The following is a 26411-nucleotide window of genomic DNA, read 5'->3' as shown; positions in this document are numbered from 1 at the left end:
GCTGTTCGGTGGGGTCTGATCTATCGGTGTCTTGCTCATGTTGTTCTCCTTTTAGGCTTTAACGGGCTCTAAGAACCTGTTCACGATCTTTCGAGCAATGACAGCAGAAAGGCGATAGCGGACATTCGATTTGGTGGGCTTCATGACGTGGACGACGCTTCACCTGCGCGGCCCGATCCGTCCACCAACCTAGCGATCGCAATGGTGGATGAAAAGAGCGTCATCCACCCTACGGGGTGAGCGGCCGCTATCGCCACATTGCCGCCGATCTATAGGGATACGGGTTCCTGTTTGCCAAGTGCACAAAGATCGTGAACAGGCTCTAAGGTTAGGAGGCCGAACAGAAGCTTGAGTTCGGGTAATTGCTGTCTGTTTCAGGATGCTTCCAGAAGGCGATTTGGTGCCCTGTGAGCCACAGAAAATCGGAATCTCTCGCGCTTGCCCGGATCAAATTATCTGATGCTCGATAACCACGATGCTGGCTGGAGGAACACATGGGCGAATTCAGGATTTATCTCGACGATGAACTGCAGTGCAAAACCACGTTGCCAATCCTGGCGCAGGCGGCCTGGCACCGTGCCTCGCGAAATGGCAGTGTCGCCAAGGCCGGCGGTTTCGTGCGGGCGTACGAGGGGGAGGTGACGGTTGCAGAAATGCATCCGGAACCACGCGTTGGCCATGCCTGGCCGGATGGCCGTGATCACCAGGCTGATCTGCGTGATGTGTGGGACAGCCTGTTGCGTTTGCTCAAACAGCAGGGCCTGGATGACCAGGCGCTTACCGAGGCACTGAATCGCTTCGGTTTGCTGACGGACAGTGTGGAGGGAACGGTGCAGGATGAACTCGGTGGCCGGACGATTCCATCGGCAGCGGAGCTGGTGGTACTGCTGGAGGCGATTCATCAACACCGCAGCGCCGTCTCGGATGCATAAGGCGGGTGGTTACTGGCGCAGCATCTTGTGCACGCGGTGGCGGTCGAAAACCTCCGGTGCTTCGCTACGCACTCGGTCTTCTATCAATTGAATGATTTCGAATACTTCCATCGGTGTCAGTGACGTTTTACAAGGAATGTCATTGACATGGATGACCATGGAGTAGTCCGGCTCATCAAGAGTGACGCTCATGCTGGATGGCGTATCCAGCGACACGCGTACAACTATTGGGGTGAAATAGTTGTACAGCAGCGCCATGGCGTCCAGAAATCTCATTGTTGTCACACTATTGCTTCCGGCGTTGCTCCTTTAGTGGCGTTATAGTGCCAAATAAAACACGCTTGTCATACTGTTAAATAGCTGGCTATTTGCTATGTTCGGGCGAAGAGGGCGGTTTCGGCATACCGCGTGGCCCGGCATATCCCCATGCAATTAGTCCAATCACGGGCAGTACTATTATGGCAAGTGCCCACATCAGACGAGTGTTGAAACTCTTTTCGCTGCGCCATAGATTCATGATCGCCACGAGATCCATGAATGCGATGACGGCGATCGCGCCCAGCCAGAAAAACAAAGAAGGAGTGCTCATGGTCGGTTCTCCTGTTTCGGTGGCAAGAGCCCCGTATAGCAGGGATCTTGAAGGTCATGGGAGCGGTTCTTTACTGATTCTCACTGCAGCCGCTCGTTTCGCTTTCTTGCCTGGTTTTGTAGCTATCGGCGAAGCGTCCGGCGTTACGTTAAACCTGGTTTCCGCTTCCATAAAAGTAATGCGGGGCATATAGCTTTACGAAATAGTCCATCACATTAAGTTCAGCTGAATAGAAGGGCAGCGGGATAAGCGGTCAGGTTGATCAAACTATGCCTTCATTCTGATATCACAGGGTGTTGGCAACGCATGCACGATGCCTGCTCGTTAACTGTACTGTCATGCATTCTGCACGGGATAATTTTCAGCGGCAGGCGGGAGAGCCCCGAAATGTGGGCGTTTATTTATTTATGAAAGTTGGCATGTGTGATGCACAAGTCTGCTGGCAAAGAATAAATAAATTTCACCCTTCCAATAAGGACTTCTCCGATGACCACCGCTGCCCTCAATCAGTTGGTTACCGCTCTTCCTGACCATCAGATTTCCATCAAGCCACGCCCGGATGGCATGTACCTGTTGACGATCAGCAAGGACGGAATGGACATTTTCGTCAAGGCGGTAGACAAGCAAGCGGTCACCAGCGAGGCGGGTATGCAGGCGCTGCAGCACGAAATTCTTCGTGAACGCAAACTGGTCAGTGGTGAAGTGAACTGGAAGGGCACCGGTGCTCACTGGGTCTCCAGGAAGCTGCCGACCTTTACCGGGGCGCCGGTAAATCCCACTGCCGCGAAGATGATGTGGGCGCGCCGCAATCTGGACAATCCCCTACGCCCCACTGCCTGATAGCCTGGTTCGCTCAGCCCCGTTCAATCGGGGCTTTCTAAGTCAGCGCGTGGGTAGAGATCAAACAGCTGCTGAAGGCTTCAGGATTTGGCCAACAGCCGTGAGGCATCGAAGCCCATGCGCATGTTGCCCCAATGGCGGCCGTCGAAAATGAACGGTACGTCGATCTCCGTCATGATCTCGCCAGTGTCGCGCAGGTAAGTCTGCAGCAGGAAGCGTTGGGTGTTGGTCGCTGCGCGCAGCCCGACCGGGTCGGAAAACATGCGCTTGTTACGGCATACCGGCAGGTCGACGGCGCGGTTGCCGGTAGGCGCTTTCGATACCCAGCTGTTGTTCACCGGGCAATAGCCCTTGTTGTCGACGATGAAGGTGACGATGCCGCCTGGCGTGCCCTTGGTCAGCTTGTCGATTTCTTCCTGGCAGATCTGCGCGAAGCGCTCGGTGTAGCCGGTCATGTACTGCTTGGGGTCGGTGTTGGCGATCAGTCGGTAGTTCTGATCGAACAGGTTCACACCTTCACGCTGCAGCGCGGCCAGGCGGCTCTGCAGAATGTCGCGGCACTGGCTGGCACGGGTGATCGCGGCATCCAGTTCACCCTGGCCGAGCACGAAACGGCCCAATAGTGTCTGCACTCGTTCGGCCACGCCTGACAGATCGCGGGTGGCCGTCGCGGAGCGTTGCATGCGCTGATCGATGGCCTGGCTGTCGGCATGAATCTGTGTGACCCGCTCGTTGATGCCGGTGTTGGCATCGGCGACCTGCTGGATGTGCTCGGCGATTTCCGCGAGCTTGCCATTGGTGGATTCGAAGTCGACGATCATGCTTTCGAAATGGCCAGTGGCGCGTTCGACCACCACTTGGGTTTCCCGCGCACTGGTGCTGATCAGTGCGGTCTGCTCGTGGGTCGAGCCCACTTCCTTGAGCATGGCGTCGATGTTCTGCGAGATGTCGTCGGTCGCGCGGCTGACGTTCTGCGCCAGGGTGCGCACTTCGTCGGCGACCACTGCGAACCCGCGACCGCTCTCGCCGGCGCGGGCCGCTTCGATGGCCGCGTTGAGAGCCAGCAGGTTGGTCTGTGAGGAGATCTGCTGGATCAAACCGACGATGGACTTGATGTTCGATGAGCGCTGGTTCAGCGCGGAAACCAGGGTGCCGAATTCGCTGAGGCTGTGGGAAATGGCACCGATGTTACCCGTCACCTCCAGCAGCTCGGCATAGGAATCGCGGGCCATGCTCAGGTTCTGCGCGGTGGTGCCGGAGATCGCCTGGGTCTGTTGCGACACCTCTTCGATGCGGCCGACGGCGCTGTTGCTCTCGCTCATCACTTCATTGGCAAAGCGTGCCTGGTGGGTGGCGCTTTCGCTGGAGTCGCTGATGTTCTTCAGCGAGCGGGCCGACTCCACGGCGATCTGCACGGTAAGCGCCTGCACATTGCTGATGATCTCGCGCTGTTTGGCCAGAAAGCGGTTGCAGGTGCTGGCCAGGGTGCGAATTTCATCGTGGGTCAGCAGCGGCAGATCGCGGGACAGGTCGCCTTCGCCGTTGGCGATTTCTTCCAGGGCGCGGGTCATGTTGTCGACCGGACGCACGATGAGGTGGCGGAAGTACCAGACCATGAAGCTGACCATTGCCAAAGTGAACAGCGCACTGAGCAGCAGGGCGGTGCCCAGGGTGTCGAGCTTGGCCTCGATCTGGCTCAGCAGGGCAGCGTCTATCTGGGCCGCATGCAACTGCTGAAGGATGTCGGCACGCAGGTCGATTGCGACCCAGAACAGTAAACCGCTGACCACGACCAGCAGAAACAGGCTGGATAATTTCTTGGTCAAGGTATCGAAAAAGTGCATCTCGATAGAATCGTACAACGACTTTAACGACTGCATGCCGCAGCTCCTGGCAAAAGAATATCCTGAGGGTTCTATGTAGTTCGACCGGCGCTGCAGAAGCTTTAATGGCCGCGCCGCTTTCGACGACGTTCTGCGCCATATCCAGGGTGGTTGTTCGCGCTGAGGGCGCGCAGTGTAGAGCGTTGCCAGACAGGGATAAAGCAGCTGATAGCAGGAAAATAGCGCGCTTCACGACGCTACCGGCCCTTGAGCCGGTATCGTCGTGAAGCGCATTTTATCCTGGTGTTTTCAGCCGCGTTGGCCGATCTCGACTTCCTGCGCCGTCCAGCCGGCCACTCGTTCGCTGAGCGAAAGGCCCAGACCTGGACGGGTCGGCACCAGCATGCGGCCGTCGCGGGTTTCCAGGCGTTCGTTGAACAGTGGCTCCAGCCACTCGAAATGCTCGACCCAGGGCTCGGTCGGGTAGGTAGCGGCCAGGTGCACGTGCAGTTCCATGGCGAAATGCGGGGCGATCATCAGGCCCGCCTGTTCGGCCATGGCCGCGACCTTCAGGTACGGGGTGATGCCGCCGACCCGTGGTGCATCGGGCATCAGGTAGTCGGCGCCGCGCTGTTTGATGAACTCGGCGTGCTCGGCCACGCTGGTGAGCATTTCCCCGGTGGCGATGGGCGTGTCGAACGCCGCCGACAGCGCTGCGTGACCTTCGGCGTCGTAGCAGTCCAGCGGCTCCTCGATCCACACCAGGTTGAATTCTTCGAACTTGCGGCACATGCGCTGGGCAGTGGGGCGATCCCATTGCTGATTGGCGTCGACCATCAGCGGGAAGTCGTCACCCAGATGGCGGCGCACGGTGCTGACCCGCTGCAGGTCGATGGCAGAATCAGGCTGACCCACCTTGAGCTTGATGCCGCCGATACCTTTTTCGCGAGACAGGTCGGTGTTCTTCATCAACTGATCGAGCGGCGTGTGCAGAAAACCGCCGGAGGTGTTGTAGCAGCGCACCGAATCACGCTGGGCACCCAGCAGGCGTGCCAGGGACAGGCCCGCACGCTTGGCTTTCATGTCCCACAGGGCAACATCGAAGGCGCCGATGGCCTGGGTCGACAGGCCGCTGCGGCCGACCGATGCGCCGGCCCAGCAGAGCTTCGTCCAGAGTTTCTGGATATCGCTGGGGTTCTCGCCGATCAGGGCCGGGGCGATTTCCCTGGCATGGGCGAACTGGCCAGGGCCACCCGCGCGTTTCGAATAACTGAAACCCAGTCCGCGATGGCCGTCCTTGCTTTCGATCTCCACGAACAACATGGCGATCTCGGTCATTGGCTTCTGCCGGCCGGTCAGTACCTTGGCATCGCTGATCGGGTTGGCCAGGGGCAGGAAGACCGAAGCGATGCGAATCCAGGCGATCTGATCCTGGTCTGCACAGCCTTGGGAAAGGGGTTGGTCGCTCACACTGATTACCTCGCTTGACGTTCTTGTTCGAATCGGCAGGTGCTCGAAGCGACCTGCCGTGATTCGGGACGTTAAGCTGATTAGGTAATCATTCAAGCGCGTGAAAAACGTTTCTCCACTCAGGCATCCGTGCCCACAAGCTCAGGGACGAACACGGCATGCCAGTGAAAAGGGCCGGCTGGACTGCATACCGCATGCATTCGGGCAGTGAGCCGTTAGCAGTACGCAGGTGCCGACTGCATTCAGCCGAGAATGGCGTTGAACAGCAACAGGGTGAGCAGAGAGCTAAGCCAGCCGAGCGTAGTCGGAACCGACCAGGTCAGCAGTTGATGCTTGGCGTTCTTTACCCCGAGCATCCGGTTGACCACCCAGAAATAGCTGTCGTTGAAGTAGCCAAAGACCATAGAGCCGATGGCGGCGGCCTGTGCCGCGAACACCATGTTGACGTCAGGAATGGTGGCCAGTATCGGTGCTGAAATGGAGGCTGCGGTGATCATCGCGACAGTGCCGCTGCCCTGGATGAGTCGCACCAGCGAAGCAATCACGAAGGGAATCAGTACGGCGGGCAGCGGCAGCGTTGCCACCCACTCGCCCATGTACTGACCTGCGCCGCTGTCGCGTAGTACCGCGCCAAGCGCACCGCCGGCCCCGGTCACCAGCAGGATGATCCCGGCACTTTCCACGCCTTTTTCCATCTCCGCGATGACTTCTTCGCGCGGGCGACGCGGCACCAGGCCATACAGCGCGACGATCACTCCAAGACCGACTGCAATGACCGGATTGCCCAGGAACGCTATGGTCTGGCCGAACAGGCTCTGGGGAAGAGTGCTGCCATCGTCGAGTTTGGCAATCACGCCGACCAGCGTATTGGCGAAGATCAGCAGGATCGGCAACAGGATCGGCATCATCGACAGCCACAGTGGCGGCAGCTCGGCTTCACGGGCTTCGGCGCGCTCGAGTACTTCGCGGTAGGCAACGGCCGGCTCGATCGGGGCCTGTCCGCTCTGGGCGATCATCGCTTCGATACGCGGCCCCATGAAACGGGCGTAGGCGACCAGCACGAACGTCGCGGGGAGGGTGAACACGACACCCCAGAACATCATCAACCCGACATCGATATTGAAGATCCCGGCGATTCCCAATGGACCTGGAGTCGGCGGCACCGCGTGGTGCGTCAGCATCAAGCCGCCCGCCAACGCGATACCCAGGGTCAGCATCGACTTGCCGGTGTTGCGCGACAGCGCTCGCACCAACGGATTGAGGATGACGAACGCCGAGTCGCAGAAGATCGGCACCGAGACGATGTAGCCAGTGACCATCATGGCCCATTCTTCGCGCTTGTTGCCCAGCCAGCGGACGAAGCTGTAGGCCATACGCTCGGCGGCACCGGAGGCCTCCAGCAGGCGGCCCATCATCACGCCGAAACCGATGACCAGGCCGATAGTGGACAGCGTGGTACCAAAACCGGTGGTGATGGATTTGACCAATGCATCGGGAGCCATGCCGCCGACCAGTCCGGAGATGGATGCGGCGATGACCAGCGCCAACAGTGCGTGGATACGGGTCTTCAAGACGAGCACGATCAGTACGATGATGGCCAGAACCAGGCCGACCATCAGTTGTGCGCCGGCCACTGATGTTGCTTCCATTGTTAATCCCTCTTGTTGTTATTAGATGGAACGACGGCGCTGGAGAGGCGCCGTTTGGGTTAGCGATTCATGTCGTGCTGATGAGCCTTCACTACGCTGTCGAAGTCCGCGTCGACGGTGAAGCCCAGTTGCAGCGGCCGCTCGATGTCGAAGTCGCCAGGCCAACTGCATACGATGCGCTGCACGCGCTCGTCCGCTTCGAAGCTGACCCGCTCACGTGCCGCGTCGCCGCCGACCCGGGCGAGGCTGTCGAGCATCTCGCTGACCCGCACGCTGATACCTGGCAGGTTGAGCGTGCGGCGCAGGCCGAGCACCTCTCCATCGAGCCGTGCAGCGTGAAGCAGGTTGCCGATCACGGTCTGCGGCGAAGACAGCCACAGGCGGGTATCGAGCGGAACCGGGCAGTTGCTTGCCATGCCGGCCAGCGGCTCGCGCAGGATGCCGCTGGCGAACGATGAGGCGGCGGCGTTGGGCTTGCCGGGGCGCACGGAAATCGTTGGGAGCCGGCACACGCGGCCATCGACGAATCCCTTGCGCGAGTAGTCAGCGATCAGCAGCTCTGCCATTGCCTTCTGTGCCCCATAGGATGACTGTGGCAGTGGCGCAAGCGATTCGGGAACCTGCTCGGGGATCGGCCCGCCGAATACCGCGAGTGAACTGGCGAACACGAAGCGTGGCGCCTGCCCCTGCTGACGGCAGGCTTCGAGCAACGCCCGGGTTGCATCGAAGTTGATGCGCAGCCCCAGATCGAAGTCCGCTTCGGCCTGACCGCTGACGACGGCGGCCAGATGATAGACCACGCCAGTATCAGGGCCGACCAGCGAGGCGATGAAGGCGGGGTCGCAAATATCGCCGATGTGCGAGGTGACGCGCGGATCCTTCACTGGACAGGGCGCCAGGTCGGCCGAGACGATACTGTCATCGGCTCGCAGGAGATCGCGTGCACCGGGGGCGAGCAGCGCCTCGATTAAACGGGCACCGAGAAATCCGGCGCCACCAGTTACCAATATCTTCATGCGACACACTCCGTTCAGGAGAATATTCGGGGTGATACGCGTGCCCCGTATTCTTGTTATTGATGAATCAGGTGACAGGTAGTTGTCATGTTGTATGATGAATTTAACGTTGGTGCAACCGCTCGCGTTGTTCTTATTTGCCGCCACTGGGGGCAAACAGGCGCGACGATTGCCAGGAGATACCTGTGGAAATGTTGAACGAAGCCACCCCAAAACTCGCCGAGCGGCTGGCCAAACGTCTGAGTACGGCGGTTCACGAAGGTCAGCTGGGTGCCGGTACGCGGCTACCTACCGAACAGGCCTTGTGCGACCAGTACGGCGTCAGCCGCACCGTCGTGCGTGAGGCCATTTCGATGCTCAAGCGCGAGGGCATGCTCATCTCTCGCCAGGGTAGCGGGACGTTCGTCGTGGCCAACCCGTCGGTTGCGCTACGTCTGCCGCAACCGCAAGGTAATTTCGCGGCGGTGGTGGAAATCCTCGAGCTGCGTAGCGCGCTGGAAATCAAGGCCGCCGAGCTGGCCGCATCGCGTCGCAGCAGCGCTCAGTTACGGGCCATGCGTAACGCGCTGGCCGAGCTCGACGAAGCGGTCGAGCGTGGCGAGGACGGGGTTAGAGAAGACCTCGCCTTCCACCGATCCGTGGTCGCCGCCACGGGCAACCAGCATTTTCTCGAGACTGTCGATTTTCTTCACCAACTGCTCCAGCAGGCAATCAGCGTGACCCGTCGCAATGAGGCGAGCAATGCGCAGTACATGCGTCAGGTCGACCATGAGCACCATGCGCTGTTGGAGGCGATTGCTACGGGCGATAGCGAGGCGGCGCGGCATGCGGCCTCCATGCATCTGCGCAATGCCGAAATTCGCCTGCGGGAGGCGCAGACGCCTTCTCAATAACAACTACAAGAGGACTCACCAGATGACAGCGATATCCAGCATTGGCGTGGTCGGGCTAGGCTCCATGGGGCTTGGTATGGCGCACTCCCTGTTGCGCGCCGGCCTGCCGGTATGGGGTTACGACATTCGCGAAGAGGTACGCCAGGCCTTCCTGGCACAAGGTGGTATGCCGGTTGCCACATTGGGCGACAGCGCCTCGACCAGTGACCTGCTGTTCATCGTGGTGGTCAATGCAACGCAAACCGAAGAGTTGCTGTTCGGCGAGCATGGGGTCGCTTCGCGACTACGTCCGGGCACGGTGGTAATCGCCTGTGCGACGATTTCCGCGGCAGCGGCACGACGCATCTCCAGACGCTTGGCCGAACAGCAGGTCGCGATGCTCGATGCGCCCATCTCAGGCGGATCGGTACGGGCCGCTGCTGGCGAGCTGACCATCATGGCCTCCGGGCCCGTCGCCGCCTTCGAACGGTGCGAGGCGGCGCTGGCGGCTGTCGCGGCCAAGGTCTACCGACTGGGCGACGAAGCAGGGCAGGGCTCGCAGATCAAACTGGTCAATCAGCTTCTGGCGGGGGTGCATATCGCCGCTGCGGCCGAGGCCATGGCGTACGGCATACGCCAGGGCTGCGACCCGCAGGCGCTGTATGAGGTGATCAGCCACAGCGCGGGCAACTCCTGGATGTTCGAAAATCGCGTGCCGCATCTACTGGCCGGCGATTACCAGCCTCGCTCGGCGGTGGACATCTTCGTCAAGGATCTCGGCCTGGTTCTCGACAGTGCTCAAGAGGCGGTATTCCCACTGCCACTGACGGCCAGCGCGCACCAGATGTTCAAGCAGGCCTCGGCCGCCGGATTGGGGCGAGAAGACGATATTGCCGTGGCGAAGATATTTCCCGGCATCCAGCTGCCCGCTGCCGCCAATGAGGAGGTTTGACCATGCCCTTGATCGGATGCATCGCCGATGACTTCACGGGGGCGACCGACCTCGCCAGCATGCTTGTGCGTGGCGGTGCCCGTACCGTGCAGACCATCGGCATACCGGCTCGGCCGCTGGAGTTGGGCAATGCCGACGCCCTGGTCGTGGCGCTCAAGTCGCGCAACCTGGCGCCAGATGAGGCCGTCAGCCAATCGCTACAGGCGCTTGACTGGTTGCGCGAGCAAGGTTGCCGACAGTTCTACTTCAAATATTGCTCGACGTTCGACTCTACCGCCGAAGGCAACATCGGCCCCGTCAGCGACGCGCTGCTGCAGGCACTGGGCAGCGATTTCACCATCGCCTGTCCGGCCTTCCCGGAAAACCGGCGTAGCGTATTCAACGGTTACTTGTTCGCCAATGACGTGCTGCTCAACGAAAGCGGCATGCAAGACCATCCGCTCACGCCCATGCAGGACGCCAACCTGATACGTGTGCTGCAGCCGCAGACTGCTCACCAGGTTGGCTTGATCGACTACCGTACCCTTCGTGCCGGTGTTGACGCGACCCGCCAGCGGATCGCCGCATTGCGCGCCGAGGGCATAGGCATCGCCATCAGCGATGCCACCGATAACCATGACCTGAGTGTGTTGGGCGCCGCTTGTGCCGACCTGCCTCTGGTCACGGCGGGCTCCGGCCTGGCGTTGGGCATGGCGCAGGATTGGCAGGCCAGGGGGCTGCTCCAGGCTGGTGGCGAAGCGAGCCGGCTGGAACCGGGCTGGGGGCGCCAGGCGATCCTCAGTGGCAGCTGCTCGAGGGCAACACTCGCCCAGATCGAGCAGGCAGCAGCGCTGTACCCGGCGTTTCGCCTGGAGGCCGGCGAGCTGATGGCGCGTGGCGACGCCTTGGTTGCCGAGGTGCTGGCCTGGGCCGCGGAGCACCAGGGGCCGGTTCTGATTTACGCCAGCAGCCCGCCCGAGGCGGTGCGTCGTGTTCAGCAGCAGTTCGGTACTCAGCAAGTGGGCGAGCGTATCGAGGCAGCTCTTGCGGCGGTTGCGCGAGGGCTGGTCGAGCAGTTGGGCATCGGTCAGTTGTTGGTGGCCGGCGGTGAAACGTCCGGTGCGGTGGTCGGCGCACTGCGCATCGAAGGCCTGCGCATCGGGCCGAGCATCGACCCTGGGGTGCCATGGACCCAGACCCTCGGGCAACCCGGCAAGCCGCTGGCGTTGGCGCTCAAGTCCGGCAACTTCGGCAGTGTCGATTTCATGATCAAGGCGTGGGAGAGGCTGGCATGAGCAAGGAAAGCGCATTGCGCGAAGAGATCGTCGAGATCGGCCGCTCGTTGTACCTGCGCGGGCTGAGCCCTGGCTCATCGGGCAACATCAGCGTTCGCCTTGACGATGGTTGGCTGTTGACCCCGACCAACGCCTGCCTGGGCCGGCTGGATCCCGCCGATATCGCCAAGCTGGACTGGCAGGGCAATCACCTTGCCGGCAAGCCGGCATCAAAGGAAGCCTTTCTGCACCGCGCGGTGTACGAGGGGCGCGATGATTCCGGCGCCATCGTGCATCTGCACTGTACGCATTCGGCGGCGGTCTCCTGTCTGGACTGTCTTGATGCAACCTCTTGCCTGCCGCCGCTGACCCCTTATTTCGTCATGCGCGTCGGCCGCTTGCCACTCATTCCCTATCACCGTCCCGGTGATCCACGGCTGGGTGAGGCGATTCGCGGCCTGGTGGGGCAGCACAGCTCGGTGTTGCTCGCCAACCACGGGCCCGTCGTCTCGGGCAAGAGCCTGGAGGCGGCCACCTACGCCATCGAAGAGCTCGAAGAAACCGCCAAGCTTTACCTGCTGCTTCGCCAGCAGCCGGTACGCGCGCTCGACGATGAACAAATTGACGAACTGCGCCAGACCTTCGGCGCCCAATGGTGAGTGCAATGCCTAGATTTGCTGCCAATCTCAGCATGATGTTCAACGACGTGCCCTTCCTGGAGCGATTCGGCCGTGCCGCGGCCGCCGGGTTCAAGGCGGTGGAATACCTGTTTCCCTACGACTTCACGCCGGCCGAGCTGGCCGAACGTCTGGCCGAGCATGACCTGCGTCAGGTGCTGTTCAATCTGCCGCCGGGCGACTTCGCGGCTGGGGAGCGGGGCATTGCTGCCTTGCCAGGGCGCGAGGCGGAGTTCCGTGAAGGTGTTGATCGGGGCATCGAATACGCGCACGCGTTGAGCTGTCCGCGGTTGCACGCGATGGCCGGGCTAGTGAGTGTGGAGGGTCTGCGTCCGCGGATGCGCGAGGTGTATCTGGAGAACCTTCGCTATGCCGCCCGACGCCTGGCCGAGCATCAACTGACACTCCTCATTGAACCGATCAATACCCGTTCGATACCTGGCTATTTCATCAACCTTCAGTCCGAAGGCCATGCCATTCTCGCCGAGTTGGGGGAGCCAAACCTGAAGGTGCAGATGGACTTCTTCCATGCGCAAATCATGGAGGGCGATCTCACCGCCTGCTTCAAGCGCTTTCAGGCCGGGGTCGGGCATATACAGATTGCCGGCGTGCCGGATCGCTATGAGCCGGACACCGGTGAGGTGAACTATCCTCAGTTATTCGCCATGCTTGACGACCTCGGCTATGACGGATGGATCGGTTGCGAATACAACCCACGAGGCCTCACTGAAGACGGTTTGGGTTGGTTTGCACCCTGGCGTTGAGGCGTGCTTGGGGCTGGCATCGTTAAGCACAGAACACGCTAGGCACTATGCCGCTCGATGATCCTGAAGCCGGTGTCGATGCGTACTTTCACCGGCTCTTCATGCGGATGATCGAGGCGCTGCACCAGCGCACGGGCTGCCTGGATACCAATGTCCGCGCCGTTGATGCACACGGTGGAGAGCGCCGGGTGCAAGTGCGCGGCGGTGCTCAGATCGCCAAAGCCCATCACAGCCAGGTCTTGCGGCACGCGAATGCCCAGTTCGGTGGCTTCTTCCAGAATGCCGTGGGCCAGGGTGTCGGAACTGCACACCACCACATCGGGACGTTCGCCGGATGCGAGCAGACGCTGCAGGCCCTTGCGCCCGAGGTTTACCGTCGCCGGTGGCGGCAGTACCACGCGGGGCACGCCGGCAATACCTTGGCTGGCGAGTTCGCTGATCAGGCTGTCGCAGCGCCGGTGGCCGCGCGGGTCATCCAGGGTCACCACGGCGAAGCGGCGATAGCCCTTGCCCGTCAGGTAACGCGCGATGGCCACACCGACCGCCTCGTGGGAAAAGCCCACCAGCATGTCCAGCGGCCTGGGCGCGAGATCCCAGGACTCGACGATGGGAATGCCCGAGCGTGACAGGCGCGTGCGGCTGGCCTTGGTGTGCAGGGTGCCGGTCAGCACGATGCCATCGGGCCGCCGCCGCAGAATGGCATCGAGCAATTGTTCCTCGCGCTCGGCGGAGTAGTTGGTCAGGCCGATCAGGGTTTCGTGGCCGGCTTCGGTCAGGGTGTCGATCAGCGCCTGCACCGTGTCCGAGAAGATCGAATTGGCGATGGTCGGCACCAGCAGGGAAATCAGCCGACTGCGCTGTTCGGCCACGCCCGTGAGCATGGCCGGCACGTAGCCGGTCTTGTGCACGGCACGAAAGACCTTTTCGCGCAGCTCCGGGCGGACGATCTCCGGCTGATTGAGGGTGCGCGACACGGTGATCGGCGAAACCCCGGCGACCTTGGCCACGTCCGCCAGCGTAGGCGCTTTGCCTGGGATGGCAGAGGGGCGCTGGGTGGTCGGTCGATCATCGTGTTTGCTCATTGCGTGTTTCCTGCCAATCCGGGCCCGGCGATGTTATCTCAGCATGCGATCCCGTGGCGCATGGATCGAGCGAGCCGCATGGCAACGATTGACGGCTCGACGCTTCGATGGTCAGATGCGCGCCAGTTTCAGGTGTCCCATGTCGTCGTGCATGGGGTGAAACGGGAAGCCGGTTCGTCATGCAATTGATCAGTCCGGCGCTGCCCCCGCAACGGTATGCGAGCGAAGCATTCGAAAGACCACTGTGCCACGGCATGGGAAGGTGAATGCTTCATGACCCTCGCGAGCCCGGAGACCGGCCCGAAACTTCAGTTTGGCAAACCCGCGGTGGGCGGGCGCAGGCCGGTTTCCGTGGGCTTTCTGCGCCTGCGATTCCCTATGCGTTGTTCCCTCCGGGATTCATTCATTCCTGTTTCGAGTGGAACGACATGTCCCGATATTCCCTGTTCGATGCCCTGTCGGGCAAATCCCTGCGTGTGGGCCTGGTGCCCTGCGTGTTTCTCGCCCTGCCTATTCAGGCCGCCGAGCCGGACGAGGCCCTGGCCTTGCCTTCAACGGCGATTACCGGCACTGCGGACGAGTCGGCGTCGCCCGACTTGCATACGCCTGCCACGACCGGTTCGCGCCTGAACCTGACACCACTGGAAACGCCGGCGAGCGTGACAAGTATCGGTGCCGAGCAGATTCAGAAACGCAACAACGCCACCGTCCAGGAGGCGGTCACCCGTTCGCCCGGCATCACCTTCATCGGCACGCCAGGCAATGGCGGTACCGCGCTGTCCGCGCGGGGTTTCACTGGGCACAGTTCGACCATGCAGCTGTATGACGGCACGCGTCTTTACGTCGGTGCCGGCACCGTGACCTTTCCGGTCGATACCTGGTCGGTCGAGCGCATCGACATCCTGCGCGGCCCGGCCTCGGTGCTGTACGGCGAGGGTGCGACTGGCGCGGTGGTCAACGTGGTGCCGAAGAAACCTTTCGAAGGCGAGATCCGCAATCGCGTGCGCCTGGGCTACGGCTCCGATGATCGTCGGCAGGCGGCGTTCGACAGCGGCGGCTCTTTGAGCGACAGCCTGAGCTACCGCTTCAACCTCAACCAGCAGGCCAGCAATGGCTGGGTCGATCGTGGCGATTCGCGGAGCCTGGCCATCAGCGCCGCGCTGCGCTGGGAGGCGACGGACGACCTGAGCTTCACCCTCAGCCACGATTACGGCGACCTGGAACCGCAGCAGTATTTCGGTACACCGCTGGTGGACGGCCACTACCGCGAGAGCCTGCGCGAGCGTAATTACAACGTCGATAACGCCACGGTGCAGTACAACGATCAGTCGACTCGGCTGGTTACCGACTGGACTATCAGCGACAGCCTGAGTGCCAGCAACCAGCTGTATTTCCTCAAGACCCAGCGCCGCTGGCGCAATGCGGAAACCTATACCTGGCAGCCTGGTGATCTGGTCGAGCGTAGCGACTTCATCAGCATCAAGCAGACACAGGAGCAGATTGGTGATCGCCAGACGTTCACCTTGAAGCACTCGCTGTTCGGACTCGATAGCCAGACCGTGCTCGGGGCCGACTACAACTCCATTCGTTTCGTGCGCAAGCATGATTTCGGTAATACCTACAGAGACATCGTCCCGCTTGGGCGGCCGGGTGGTGGTGAATATGTCAGCACCGATCCGTACCGCTCCCGTGAGGCCAATCAGGCTCGTCAATTCTCGCTGTTCGCGGAAAATCGTACACAACTTACCGAACAGCTCTCTCTGATTACCGGTGTGCGCCGTGATCAGGTGCATCTGAACCGCGATGACCTGCTCGCGGGCACCCGCAGCGACCGCAGCCTGACCGGCAATAACTGGCGCGCCGGCCTGGTGTTCGCGGTGACGGAGGATCTGTCTGTGTACGGCCAGTACGCGACCAGCACCGAAGGTGTCAGCAACCTGCTGACCCTCAACGCAGGCCAGCAACAGTGGGACTTGAGCACGGCGAAGCAGACCGAAGTAGGGATCAAGCAGCAGTTCTTCGATAACCGTGGCGAATGGACGCTGGCGGCCTATCACATCGTCAAGAAGAAGCTGCTCAGCACTGACCCAGGCAACCCGACCGTCCAGCAGCAGGTCGGCCAGCAATCCTCGGATGGTATCGAGGCGAGCCTCGAGCTGCGCCTGCCCTATGCCGTGCAATTGTCTGCCAACGCCGCGCTGGTGCGCGCCGAATACGATGAATTCGTCAGCGGTAGCAACGATTTCCAGGGCAATCGCCCAACCAACGTGCCGCGTCGTTCCGCCAACCTGTGGCTGAGCAAGGATTTCGCCGAGCGCTTCAGTGCCGGTGCTGGTGCGCGTTATGTGGACAGCCGCTATGCGGATAACGCCAACACCGTCAGCGTGCCGAGCTACACCGTGGTCGATGCCAATTTCGACTGGCACCTGCAGCCGGATCTGACTCTCGGCCTGCAGTTGAACAATCTGTTCGACCGCCAGTACGCCACTACCACCAGCAACAATGGGCGGCAATGGTACCTGGGCGAGCCGCGCTCGTTCTTCGTCACGGCTGACTACAGCTTCTAAACGCCGGCGCACCGGTCAACTCGCCGGTGCGCTCATGAGCAGGAGTTTGGCATGTCGACGCTAAGCATCGAGAAGCTGTCCTGGGCCGTCGATATCCGGCGCAGCGGGCCACGCTGGCTGTTGCAGGATATCGATCTGCACATCGACGAGGGCGAGTTCGTCGGCCTTATCGGCCCCAACGGCAGCGGCAAGACCAGTCTGTTGCGCTGCGCCTACCGGTCGAGCGAGCCGGCGAGCGGGAGCCTGCACCTCGATGGCGAGGATCTCTGGCGGCGGACACCGCGCTGGAGTGCGCAACGTATCGCCGTGGTGCTGCAGGAGTTTCCCCAGGAGTTCGGCCTCAGCGTCGGAGATATAGTCGCCATGGGGCGCACACCGCACCAGGGGCTGTTCGACGGCGACAGCGCCGAGGACGCCGCACTCGTGGTTCGGGCGCTGCAGCAGGTCGGCTTGAGCGCGCTGGCGAGACAGACTTTCGCCACTCTGTCCGGCGGTGAAAAGCAGCGCGTGTTGCTGGCCCGCGCCCTGGTGCAGCAACCTGGCCTGCTGATCCTCGACGAGCCGACCAACCACCTCGATCCGCGTTACCAACTGGAATTGTTGCAGCACCTGCGCAGTCTGGGCCTGAGCACACTGGCCAGCTTTCACGACCTGAACCTGGCGGCGGCCTTCTGCAACCGCCTCTACGTAATGGCCGACGGTCGCCTGGTCGCCAGTGGCACACCCGTCGAGGTGCTGAGCGCCGAGCTGTTGCAGCGCGTATTCGGCGTGCAGGCATTGGTCGACAGACATCCGCTGCATGCCTATCCACGTATCACCTGGATTACTCAATGACGACCTTCAGACACCTCTCTGGCCTGTTGCTGGCTCTGCTCGCGCTACCGGCTGCCGCCAGCGACTATCCACTCACGGTACGCAGCTGTGACCGCGATGTGACCTTCGATCAGGCACCCCAACGCGTGGTCAGCCACGACATCAACATGACGAGCATGCTGATCACCCTCGGCCTGCGCGACCGTATGGCCGGCTACACCGGCATCAGCGGCTGGAAAACCCTGGATCCAGCCTTCAAGGATGCGCTCGGCGATGTGCCCGAACTGGCCAGCCGTTATCCCTCCATGGAGACCTTGCTGAACGTCGACGCGGATCTGTACTTCGCCGGCTGGAATTACGGCATGCGCGTCGGTGGCGCGGTCACTCCTGCGACTTTGCAGCCTTTCGGCATACCCGTCTACGAACTCAGCGAATCCTGCTCCTGGGTGATGGAGCAGCAGGGCGCCAGCCTGGATGACCTGTACCGTGACCTGCTCAACCTCGGGCGCATCTTCTCCGTGGAGAACCGGGCCGAGACGCTGGTCGGCGAGTTGCGCGAGCGTATCGAGGCGGTTCATGCCGCCGTGAAGCAGGCCGGCAGTACGCCGCGGGTTTTCCTCTACGACAGCGGTGAAGATCGGCCGACCACGTCCGGGCGCATGGGCATGCCTCAGGCACTGATCGAAACGGCGGGCGGACACAACGTGATGGACGATGTCACGGCCAGCTGGACGCAAGTGAACTGGGAAAGCGTGGTGGAACGCGACCCCGAGGTGATCGTGATCGTCGACTACGGCCCACGCTCCTGGCAGCAGAAGCGTGACTTCCTGCTGAGCAATCCGGCCTTGCAGGCGATGACGGCGATCCGCGAGCAGCGTTTCGTCGTGCTGTCCTACCTGGAAGTCACGCCGTCGGTGGACAACGCCAAGGCCATCGAGAAGATCGCCGCCGGCCTGCATCCGCAGTCGTTCCAGAGTGGGCAGCACTGATGCCGGTACGCAGCGCAGCGGCCTATAGATTGCTGATCATCGGCCTGTTGGTCGCCTTGTCGATCTCCTGCGTGATCGCTCTGGGGTTCGGCCCGGCGTCGGTGCCGCTGGGCAATGTCTGGGGGATCATCGGCAGGCAACTGGGCCTGGAGCTGGGGGCTGAATGGAGCCGCAGCCAGGAGCATATCGTCTGGCTGATCCGTGCACCGCGGGTGCTGCTCGGCGCGCTGGTCGGCGCTGGCCTGGCCCTGGTCGGTACCGCGCTGCAGGCGGTAACACGCAACCCACTGGCCGACCCCCATCTGCTTGGCGTCAGCTCGGGCGCGGCGCTCGGTGCGGTGCTGGTGGTGCTTTACCTGGGGGAATTCCTCGGTGTGTTCAGCCTGCCGCTGGCTGCCTTCGTCGGGGCGGCAGGCAGCATGCTGCTGGTGCTGGCGGTTGCCCGTCGCAGTGGTCGCCTGGACAGCGACCGGCTGCTGCTGGCCGGCGTTGCGGTGTCTTTCGTGCTGATGGCGCTGGTCAACCTGCTGCTCTACACCGGCGACCACCACGCTGCGGCATCGGTGGTGTTCTGGATGCTGGGCGGTTTGGGGGCCGCGCGCTGGGAAGTGATCTGGCTGCCGGCTATCTGCGTGACGCTTGGTTTCGTGGCACTGCTGATCTTGTCGCGCGGCCTGAATGCGTTGATGAGTGGCGAGCAGACCGCCGTGAGCCTGGGTTTCAGCGGCAAGCGGCTGCGCTTGCAGGTATTCGTCTGCACATCGCTGTTGACCGGCGTGCTGGTGTCGCTGTCCGGCGCCATCGGTTTCGTCGGCCTGATGGTGCCGCACATGGCCCGTGCGCTGGTCGGCGCCGAGCATCGCCGCCTGATCCCCGTCAGCGGCTTGCTGGGCGCATTGTTTCTGGTCTGGGTGGATGTCGCCGCGCGCACGTTGATCGCGCCGGAAGATCTGCCCATAGGCATCGCCACGGCGGCGCTCGGTGGGCTGTTCTTTATCGCTCTGCTCAAGCGGCGCCAATAGCTGCGGAGCAGCATCGCTCGGTACTGTGGACGCGGGGCGGATGTTGGCCACTCATCCTCATGCCTGAACTTAACGCGAGGGGATTTCTCGGTATCTAGAACAGGCACCAGCAACCCCACGTTCCGGAGATCAGCATGCGCGCATTGACCTATCACGGCAGCCACGACGTTCGCGTCGACAACGTAGACGACCCCATCATCCAGGAGCCGGATGACATCATCCTGCGCGTCACCGCCACGGCCATCTGTGGTTCGGATCTGCACTTGTACCGCGGCAAGATTCCTCAGGTGAAGCATGGCGACGTGTTTGGGCACGAGTTCATGGGCATCGTCGAGGAGGTCGGCAGCGCCGTGACGGCGGTGAGCAAGGGCGATCGGGTGATCGTGCCCTTCGTGATCGCCTGCGGCAGCTGCTTCTTCTGCGACATGAACCTGTACGCCGCCTGCGAAACCACCAACACCGGTCGCGGCGCGATCATCAACAAGAAGCAGATTCCGTCAGGCGCCGCATTGTTCGGTTACAGCCATCTGTATGGCGGCATGCCGGGCGGCCAGGCCGAGCTGGTTCGCGTGCCGAAGGCCAATGCCGGGCCATTCAAGATTCCCGATGAGCTCGATGACGAGCGTGTGCTGTTTCTGACCGACATCCTGCCGACCGGTTACCAGGCGGTAATCAATGGCGGTGTACGTGAAGACAGCAGCGTCGCGATCTATGGCGCCGGCCCGGTCGGTCTGATGGCGGCGGCGTGCGCGCGCATGCTGGGCGCACGGCAAATCTTCATGGTCGATCAGCAACCCTACCGGCTGGCCTACGCACAGGCGACCTACGGGGTGATTCCGATCAACTTCGACGAGATCGATGATCCCGCCGAGGCGATCATCGAACAGACCGAGGGTTACCGTGGCGTTGATGCGGCAATCGATGCGGTGGGCTTCGAAGCCAAGGGCAGCGCTACCGAAACCCTGCTGACCCAGCTCAAGCTGGAAGGCAGCAGCGGCAAAGCGTTGCGCCAGTGCATAGCAGCCGTGCGACGCGGCGGCACGGTGAGCGTGCCCGGTGTCTATGCCGGCTTCATCCATGGCTTCCTGTTTGGCGATGCGTTCGACAAGGGGCTGACCTTCAAGATGGGGCAGACCCATGTTCATGGCCTGCTACCGGATTTGCTGGAGCGTATCCAGAGCGGCGTGCTGCAGCCGGAAATCATCATCAGCCACCGTATGAATCTGTCCGATGCTGCCGAAGGCTACCGAATGTTCGACAAACAGGACGACGAATGCCGCAAGGTTATCCTGCGGCCCTAGTCGACATTTGCCGCAGGAAGTGGCGATGGTATTGGCGTGCCAGAGGCTTAAGAACTTCAGCGTGCCGTTACCCATGACCATGAGGCTGCAATATTCTTGATTGCATTCACGGCGGCCAATTCGCTGCCGGGCAGCCTGCTCAGGTTTGGCAGTAAGTCCGCTCACTTCTAGAGGCTCGGACTTGTCGCCCCTTTCATCAATCCTGTGTGGTAGCTCTACGTGTCCAGAATCATTGCTTCTACAGACTCGAATCCTTCCGCTGACAACGAGATGTCGGATTCGTTAATGTTCGGTACACCGAAGGAGCGGCTGGATTTCTACCGGCGGGAAATCCAGTACGAGACCCATCTGCTGGCGGATCGCACCAACGCCTATCTGGCAGCACAGTCTTTTCTGGTCATCGCCTACGCCTCCTCCATGGCGAACTCGAATCCTACCTGGGGTGATCTGTTTACCCTGGTGGTACCTACGATGCTGGCGCTGCTCGGGATCGTCAACTCGCTGCATGCCTGGCCCGGCATCAGAGCCTCCTCGGCCATCATCAGCCATTGGCATTTCAAGCAGCAGCACTTACTGCGTAGCGAGCCGAAGTTCGGCCACACCTACGATCAGTCGCCGCTGTTTAGCGAGCATGAGTCCAGCGACGAGCGCTACTACAAATCCTTGAGATTCTCGCTGCGCTCACCGTGGTTGTTCATCATCTTCTGGATGGTCTTGGGCCTGTTCTCATTGTGGCTGCAGCTTTCATCCACGGCCAGGTTCTGACGGTTCGCAGCTCGCCGTAACATTCATTTGCCTGCACCCCCTCGCTCGCTCGTGGTCAGTAGCTCAAGGAAAGCGATCGGACAGTCCTATCGCTGAAACCCGGAAGAGGGCGCAGGACAGTGAATCGCACCTGGATCGCCAGCGCTATCGCCATTGGGCTGCTGCTCGCGGCGTTGCCTCTGTCCTATCAGCTATGGCCAGCGCGCACCCCGGTTACTGCCGCGCTCAGCAACGGCGCTCAGGTTGGCGGGCCGTTCGAGCTGCAGGATCAGCACGGTCGAGCCGTCAACGAGCAGACCTTCAGTGGGCAATGGCTGCTGGTGTTCTTCGGCTTTACCCGTTGCGCCGATATTTGCCCGGCCACGCTGATGCATATGGCCAAGGTACTCGATGGTCTGGGCGAGCAAGCCAGGCAGGTTCAGCCGTTGTTCATCAGCCTGGATCCCGAACGCGACACACCGGATGTGCTGGCGGCCTACACGTCGTTCTTCGATGAGCGCATCCTCGGCCTGACCGGTAGCGTCGAACAGATTCGCCAGGTCGCCGACGCGTACAGCGTGTATTTCCAGAAAGTGCCGATGGGCGACACCTACATGCTGGATCACACGGGCTCCATCTACCTGATGGGGCCGAAGGGTGAGTTGGCCGAGCTTTTCTCCCAGCGAATGACCGCCGAGGCGATGGTGCAGGCAATTTCCAGCTCCATCGGACAACCCTGAATGGCAACCGGCATGCATGAGAAAGCGAATGGGCTGGCGACGCGCCAGCGCAACTGGCCGCTGATCCTCGGTTTCCTGGTGTTGGCCGCCTGCTGGCTCGGGCCGCTGCCGGCCATGAGCCGCACGGCGTTTTCCGCCCATATGCTGCTGCACCTCGGCGTGGTGGCGCTCGCTGCGCCACTTATAGCCATCGGGCTGGCGCGCTCCGGGCTGCGGGTGGACAAGCTGCGCCATATCGGCGCCTGGACGTTCCTGGTGTTCGCGGCCGAAATGCTGGTGGTGTGGGGCTGGCATGCACCGCTGCTGCATGCAGCAGCGGCCATCAATACCTGGGCATTCGTCGCGCAGCAGGCCAGTTTTCTGGCCGTTGGCCTTGCGGTCTGGCTACTGGGTTTCGCCAGTCAGTCGAGGCGCGGGGTGGCGGCTGCGATGTTCGGCTTCTTTCTGACCTTCGTGCACATGACCATGCTCGGTGTGATGCTGATAATGGCGCCCAAGCTGATCTACCCCGCAGAGCTGTGCCTGGGGGCATTCGGTTTCGAGCAACTGGACGATCAGCGCTTTGGCGGCATTCTGATGGCCGCCTGGAGTGGTGTGGTTTATCTGGGCGGGGCGGTGGCGCTGGGCGCACGCTTGTTGTCGACGATGGGCGAGAGCAGGGCTTAGCAGGCCGTTGAAAAACCTAGACGAGGCAGCCCGTAGGATGGGTGAAACCCATCAATTTGCCGATGGGTTTCACCCATCCTACGGGCTTACGCCTTATTGCCGTCGATCTGTAGGAATAAGGTGGGATTACAGCTTGAAGTTGCCCACCAGATCATCCAGCTGCCTGGAGAGGCTCTGCAGGTTGCTGCTGGCATCGTTCAACTGATCGGCGATCAGCGTGGTTTCCTGGGTGAACTGGTTGATCTGCTCGACGTTGCGGTTGATCTCTTCGACCACGCAGGACTGCTCCTCGGTGGCGGTGGCGACCTGGATGTTCTGGTCGCTGATCTGGCTGATATGGCCGTTGATCTGCGCCAGGGCTTCAGAAGCCTTGGCGGCGTACTCGACCACGCGTTCGCTTTGCTGGCGTCCTTTGGCCATCGCCTCGACGGCCGAACGTGATTCGGCCTGCAGGCGGTCGATGACCTTCTGGATTTCTTCGGTCGAGGCCCCTGAGCGACTGGCCAGGGTACGAACCTCATCGGCCACCACGGCGAAGCCGCGGCCTTGCTCGCCCGCTCGGGCAGCCTCGATGGCGGCGTTGAGGGCCAGCAGGTTGGTCTGCTCGGAAATGCTGCGAATGGTGCCCAGAGTGGCGCTGATCGCGTCGATCTGCCCCGCCAGCGCGCCGACTACATTGGCTGCCTGCTCCAGCTCACCGCTGAGTGCATCGATCTGCTGGTTGGCCTGATCCACCACTTCGCGCCCGCCGTTGGCGTGCTCGGTGGCCTCGCGTGCCACCTGGGCCGCATTTTCGGCGTTGCCGGCGATCTCGTTGACCGTCGAACCCAGTTCGTGGATGGCGGTAGCGACCTGTACCGTGCGGTCGCTCTGGGCGGTGCAGTTGCTTTGCGTCAGTTGCGCGCGTTCGGCCACCTCGCGGGCCATGTCGGAGAGCTGCCGCGAGTTGCCGGCCAGTTGCTGCATGATGCCGTGGATCTTTTCCAGGAAGCGGTTGAAGCTGTGGGCGATGTCGCTCAACTCGTCGCTACCGCTAAGCTCGATGCGGGCGTTCAGCGCCAGGTTGTCGGCGGCGTTGCCCAGGCTGCTCTGCAGGATGGATACGCGACGCCGCAGGTTGGTGACGATCAGCCAGGAGGCGATGAACGACACCAGCAGGCCGAGCACGATGATCGTCAGCTGATGGGTACGGCCTTGCTCGTAGTTGTCGGTGCTGCGCTGGTTCTGCTGTTCGGCTTGCTGCAGCAAGGTGTCGAGCAGTTCGTTGGCACCCAGGCGCATCACGCCGTAACTCTTCGCGTACTGGTCGCGATAGATCTGCTGCGCCCTGGCCATGTCGCCGCCATCGAGCGCCTGCAACATCGGCGTGAGTTCGTCGCCGACCATCGTCTCGAACTGATCGAGCAGCCGCTGCGCCTGCGCCCGCCGCTCCGGATTGACCTGCGCCTCGACCGCGTCGCGCATGGCCTCGCGCATGCCGGGGATGTCCTCGTTGAGGGCCTCCTGTACGCGGGTCTTGACCCCACGCTCATCCCGCAGGGCGGTATCCTGCAGCAGCATCATGTCGATGCCCACGCGCATACGCGGAATTCGCGAGGCGGCTTCGGCCATGGCACGCATGGGGGCAGAGGTATTGAGGTAGAGCGCACTGGCCTCCTTCTGCATATTGGACATGCTGTTGAGGCTGGTCACGGCAACCAGAATCAGGGCGATGCAGGGGATGGCCACCGCGATGATCAGGCGGGTCTTGAGTGTCAGGGTGTCGAGGCGCATGGGTGTGGTTCCATGTCAGTGAAGTGGCGCCAGTATACGGACGCCGATGATTTCATGCTGCCATGTCGCCTGCACCGTTCGGCGGGCCGCATCAGGGCTGGCAGCGGGATCGAGCAAGGGGGCTCCAGCAAGCCGAGCGGCCGCATTGCTAGCGTCGCTACCGGCTTGGCGAGGCTCGCCGGCAGGACGAGGCGGCCAGGCCGTCCCTCAAGCTGGGAATCGAGACGATGGTGGCGCCGCGGTAACTGGTCAGCACGAGAATGCCAGTTCCTCGTCCAGGTAGCGTACCGACAGCCTGTGGCCGCTGCCGGTGATGTCGAAGGGTTCGCACAGGGCGCCGGTGGAGACGATGTCACCGGCGCGCAGCGTTTCGCCGCGTTCAGCGGCGTGGGCGTAGAGCGCCGCGAGCGAGTTCAGCGGATCGGTGGCGGCATCTCCGCTCAGCACACCGGCTTTCGGCTCGCCATCAAGGTGCACGACGGTCGTTTCCGCCAGGCTGCGCAGTACCTGCAGATCCAGGCCATCGCAGGCGGGGGCGCCGATGATCAGGGCTTCGAAGCCGACATTATCGGCTGTGAAACTCGGCCAGCCGACACGCTTGCGGTCGATGAAGCGTGAGCGCACTACCTCGAAGGTCAGGCAGGTATGGCGAATATCATCGGGCTGTACGCTGCGGTTCGGAAGCGGCTCGATATCGCGAGCCAGCACGAAAGCGATCTCGCATTCGATGGTCAGTGGTGCACGCGTCGGTAGTTGCAGATCAGCACCGCTGGCGTGGCAGCGTGCCGTTTCCAGTTGACCCACCAACGGTCGCGCCAGCTGTGCGGCGCGCATGGCGGCGGGGCTGCCGACTCCCAGTTTCCAGCCGGCTTGAGTACCGCCCGCTGCCTTGAACAGGCAATCCTGGGCGTCGTAACCCTGCTGCAGCGTATGGGGACGCAGCTCGGCGGGCAGGCTATCGAGCAGCGTTTCTGCGCGCCAGGTTTTCAGCAACAGCGTGGCGCTGGCAGTGGGGTCGAAAGAATCGGATTGCATGGGGGTTCCTGGTGCGCGAAGTGATGATCGGTGAAGTCGAGTTGGCGCCACGTTCTGGCTTGCCGGGGCGGCGCTCAGGCCGGCCGCAGTGTTCCCCGACGGTAAACGATCATGCCTGCTCCTGGCGACCTTCGGCGAAATACAGTTCGAGCAGTTTGCGCGAGGGTTTCTTGACGGCCTTGTCCAGATCTACGAAGGAGAACCAGCGGCAGTCGGCGATTTCGTTCTGGGGCCTGGCGTCCAGCGACTCCGGCACGCTCACGCGGAAAACGTGGTGGGGACGGCTATCGAATTGGTGCAACGCGAGGAATTCCAGCACTTCGCTGTCCAGTCCGGTTTCTTCGAAAAGTTCGCGCAGCGCCGCTTCCGCCGGCCCTTCATTCGCTTCGATCTTGCCGCCCGGTAGTGTCCATTTCGCTTCGGCCTTGCGCACCAGCAGAACTTTGCCGTGCTGATGGCAGATAACGGTGGCGCGGTGTTTGGCGGATTTGATCATGGGTGTTCCAGACTTCATGTGCAGTGTTGATACAGGGTGTTGAAACGGTAAAAAGTTCGCTCTGTTTGACCTGTGCAGTTCATCATTGTTGTACCCGCGATAACCGCATGGTAGACGCCTGCGCCGATCATTTCAGAAACGTCGGCGAGCGCGCGTCGAGTACGTCACGCTTATTGCCAATCGAATACAGCTCCATGCCCAGTCGCTGCGATCGTGGGCCGGTTGGCAGACGCATGGCAAACCTCCAGTCAAAAGAGGCACCACGTTGAGCTTGTTTGAAACAGTTGATTAGAATAGGCACTGAATATTTTAATGACTATTCGATAGGTCGTATGAGGTTTGATAT

At 61.7% G+C, this 26411-nt stretch carries 25 protein-coding genes and 1 riboswitch; of the genes, 15 read left to right on the top strand and 10 right to left on the bottom strand.

Annotated features, from left to right (window positions below; genetic code table 11):
* Nucleotides 1-494: 494 nt before the first annotated feature.
* Nucleotides 495-932: a hypothetical protein gene (locus DNK06_RS17840; protein WP_131181343.1), complete on the top strand. Its 438-nt coding sequence runs from the start codon at nucleotides 495-497 to the stop codon at nucleotides 930-932.
* A gap of 9 nt (nucleotides 933-941) precedes the next feature.
* Here DNK06_RS17840 and DNK06_RS17835 read toward each other — a convergent pair whose 3' ends face one another.
* Both DNK06_RS17835 and DNK06_RS17830 read right to left on the bottom strand, forming a co-directional pair.
* Nucleotides 942-1208, bottom strand: coding sequence for a DUF1652 domain-containing protein (locus DNK06_RS17835; protein ID WP_131181342.1), 267 nt, complete (start codon nucleotides 1206-1208; stop codon nucleotides 942-944).
* Nucleotides 1209-1296: 88 nt separating this feature from the next.
* Complete coding sequence (locus DNK06_RS17830) at nucleotides 1297-1521, bottom strand: PLD nuclease N-terminal domain-containing protein (protein WP_131181341.1); 225 nt, start codon at nucleotides 1519-1521, stop codon at nucleotides 1297-1299.
* A 486-nt stretch (nucleotides 1522-2007) separates the two neighbouring features.
* On the opposite strand from DNK06_RS17830, the gene DNK06_RS17825 reads away from it, so the two are divergent.
* Nucleotides 2008-2361: a hypothetical protein gene (locus DNK06_RS17825; RefSeq protein ID WP_131181340.1), complete on the top strand. Its 354-nt coding sequence runs from the start codon at nucleotides 2008-2010 to the stop codon at nucleotides 2359-2361.
* A gap of 80 nt (nucleotides 2362-2441) precedes the next feature.
* Here the strand turns inward: DNK06_RS17825 and DNK06_RS17820 are convergent, their stop codons facing one another.
* From DNK06_RS17820 to denD, 4 genes are all read right to left on the bottom strand, one after another.
* Entirely contained in the window at nucleotides 2442-4241 is a 1800-nt protein-coding gene (locus DNK06_RS17820; RefSeq protein WP_131181339.1) for a methyl-accepting chemotaxis protein, read from the bottom strand.
* 252 nt (nucleotides 4242-4493) lie between these two features.
* Nucleotides 4494-5654 carry an L-talarate/galactarate dehydratase gene (locus tag DNK06_RS17815; protein ID WP_131181338.1) on the bottom strand — a complete coding sequence of 387 codons (1161 nt, stop codon included), beginning with the start codon at nucleotides 5652-5654 and terminating at the stop codon, nucleotides 4494-4496.
* A gap of 242 nt (nucleotides 5655-5896) precedes the next feature.
* Entirely contained in the window at nucleotides 5897-7303 is a 1407-nt protein-coding gene (locus DNK06_RS17810; protein WP_131181337.1) for a GntP family permease, read from the bottom strand.
* A gap of 59 nt (nucleotides 7304-7362) precedes the next feature.
* Nucleotides 7363-8319 carry a D-erythronate dehydrogenase gene (denD, locus tag DNK06_RS17805; protein ID WP_131181336.1) on the bottom strand — a complete coding sequence of 319 codons (957 nt, stop codon included), beginning with the start codon at nucleotides 8317-8319 and terminating at the stop codon, nucleotides 7363-7365.
* A 191-nt stretch (nucleotides 8320-8510) separates the two neighbouring features.
* Here denD and DNK06_RS17800 point away from each other — a divergent pair, with 191 nt between their 5' ends.
* From DNK06_RS17800 to otnI, 5 genes are read left to right on the top strand one after another with little or no spacing between them, the layout of a single operon-like run.
* Entirely contained in the window at nucleotides 8511-9212 is a 702-nt protein-coding gene (locus tag DNK06_RS17800; RefSeq protein WP_131181359.1) for a FadR/GntR family transcriptional regulator, read from the top strand.
* 22 nt (nucleotides 9213-9234) lie between these two features.
* On the top strand, nucleotides 9235-10143 hold the full coding sequence (gene ltnD / locus DNK06_RS17795) for an L-threonate dehydrogenase (RefSeq protein ID WP_131181335.1): 909 nt from the start codon (nucleotides 9235-9237) through the stop codon (nucleotides 10141-10143).
* Nucleotides 10144-10145: 2 nt separating this feature from the next.
* Complete coding sequence (gene otnK, locus DNK06_RS17790; protein ID WP_131181334.1) at nucleotides 10146-11417, top strand: 3-oxo-tetronate kinase; 1272 nt, start codon at nucleotides 10146-10148, stop codon at nucleotides 11415-11417.
* Nucleotides 11414-12055 (top strand): 3-oxo-tetronate 4-phosphate decarboxylase, encoded by a 642-nt coding sequence (gene otnC / locus DNK06_RS17785; RefSeq protein ID WP_131181333.1) that lies wholly within the window; start codon nucleotides 11414-11416, stop codon nucleotides 12053-12055. The genes otnK and otnC overlap by 4 nt, the downstream gene beginning before the upstream one ends.
* Nucleotides 12056-12060: 5 nt before the next feature.
* Nucleotides 12061-12837: a 2-oxo-tetronate isomerase gene (gene otnI / locus DNK06_RS17780; protein ID WP_131181332.1), complete on the top strand. Its 777-nt coding sequence runs from the start codon at nucleotides 12061-12063 to the stop codon at nucleotides 12835-12837.
* Between the two features lie 38 nt (nucleotides 12838-12875).
* On the opposite strand, the gene DNK06_RS17775 is transcribed toward otnI, so the two are convergent.
* Nucleotides 12876-13919 (bottom strand): LacI family DNA-binding transcriptional regulator, encoded by a 1044-nt coding sequence (locus tag DNK06_RS17775; protein WP_131181331.1) that lies wholly within the window; start codon nucleotides 13917-13919, stop codon nucleotides 12876-12878.
* Between the two features lie 113 nt (nucleotides 13920-14032).
* A riboswitch (cobalamin riboswitch) is annotated at nucleotides 14033-14237 on the top strand.
* Between the two features lie 110 nt (nucleotides 14238-14347).
* Between DNK06_RS17775 and DNK06_RS17770 the strand changes: the two genes are divergently transcribed.
* The 8 genes from DNK06_RS17770 (at nucleotide 14348) to DNK06_RS17735 (ending at nucleotide 22761) form a co-directional block, all read left to right on the top strand.
* Nucleotides 14348-16486: a TonB-dependent receptor gene (locus tag DNK06_RS17770; protein WP_131181330.1), complete on the top strand. Its 2139-nt coding sequence runs from the start codon at nucleotides 14348-14350 to the stop codon at nucleotides 16484-16486.
* Between the two features lie 51 nt (nucleotides 16487-16537).
* Complete coding sequence (locus DNK06_RS17765; RefSeq protein ID WP_131181329.1) at nucleotides 16538-17320, top strand: ABC transporter ATP-binding protein; 783 nt, start codon at nucleotides 16538-16540, stop codon at nucleotides 17318-17320.
* The gene (locus DNK06_RS17760; RefSeq protein ID WP_131181328.1) at nucleotides 17317-18288 is read left to right on the top strand and encodes an ABC transporter substrate-binding protein; all 972 of its coding nucleotides are present in this window, start codon (nucleotides 17317-17319) and stop codon (nucleotides 18286-18288) included. Before DNK06_RS17765 ends, DNK06_RS17760 begins: the two co-directional genes overlap by 4 nt.
* Nucleotides 18288-19310 carry a FecCD family ABC transporter permease gene (locus tag DNK06_RS17755; RefSeq protein ID WP_131181327.1) on the top strand — a complete coding sequence of 341 codons (1023 nt, stop codon included), beginning with the start codon at nucleotides 18288-18290 and terminating at the stop codon, nucleotides 19308-19310. Before DNK06_RS17760 ends, DNK06_RS17755 begins: the two co-directional genes overlap by 1 nt.
* A 134-nt stretch (nucleotides 19311-19444) precedes the next feature.
* On the top strand, nucleotides 19445-20611 hold the full coding sequence (locus tag DNK06_RS17750) for a zinc-dependent alcohol dehydrogenase (protein ID WP_131181326.1): 1167 nt from the start codon (nucleotides 19445-19447) through the stop codon (nucleotides 20609-20611).
* 270 nt (nucleotides 20612-20881) lie between these two features.
* Nucleotides 20882-21376, top strand: a complete 495-nt coding sequence (locus DNK06_RS17745) for a RipA family octameric membrane protein (RefSeq protein ID WP_131181358.1) — start codon at nucleotides 20882-20884, stop codon at nucleotides 21374-21376.
* Nucleotides 21377-21495: 119 nt separating this feature from the next.
* On the top strand, nucleotides 21496-22095 hold the full coding sequence (locus DNK06_RS17740) for an SCO family protein (protein ID WP_131181325.1): 600 nt from the start codon (nucleotides 21496-21498) through the stop codon (nucleotides 22093-22095).
* 12 nt (nucleotides 22096-22107) lie between these two features.
* Nucleotides 22108-22761 (top strand): cytochrome c oxidase assembly protein, encoded by a 654-nt coding sequence (locus DNK06_RS17735; RefSeq protein ID WP_131181324.1) that lies wholly within the window; start codon nucleotides 22108-22110, stop codon nucleotides 22759-22761.
* A gap of 126 nt (nucleotides 22762-22887) precedes the next feature.
* Here the strand turns inward: DNK06_RS17735 and DNK06_RS17730 are convergent, their stop codons facing one another.
* The 3 genes from DNK06_RS17730 to DNK06_RS17720 all read right to left on the bottom strand — a co-directional run bounded on the left by DNK06_RS17730 (nucleotide 22888) and on the right by DNK06_RS17720 (nucleotide 26065).
* Nucleotides 22888-24534: a methyl-accepting chemotaxis protein gene (locus DNK06_RS17730; protein WP_131181323.1), complete on the bottom strand. Its 1647-nt coding sequence runs from the start codon at nucleotides 24532-24534 to the stop codon at nucleotides 22888-22890.
* A gap of 249 nt (nucleotides 24535-24783) precedes the next feature.
* Entirely contained in the window at nucleotides 24784-25569 is a 786-nt protein-coding gene (locus DNK06_RS17725; protein WP_131181322.1) for a 2-keto-4-pentenoate hydratase, read from the bottom strand.
* A 109-nt stretch (nucleotides 25570-25678) separates the two neighbouring features.
* A complete protein-coding gene (locus DNK06_RS17720) occupies nucleotides 25679-26065 on the bottom strand; it encodes an NUDIX hydrolase (protein WP_131181321.1) in 387 nt (128 codons plus the stop codon).
* Nucleotides 26066-26411: the final 346 nt, after the last annotated feature.

This window comes from Phytopseudomonas daroniae (assembly GCF_004327285.1).
Lineage (GTDB): Bacteria > Pseudomonadota > Gammaproteobacteria > Pseudomonadales > Pseudomonadaceae > Aquipseudomonas > Aquipseudomonas daroniae.
The sequence above is the reverse complement of the archived record's forward strand: the minus strand, read 5'-3'. Positions and strand labels throughout refer to the sequence as shown.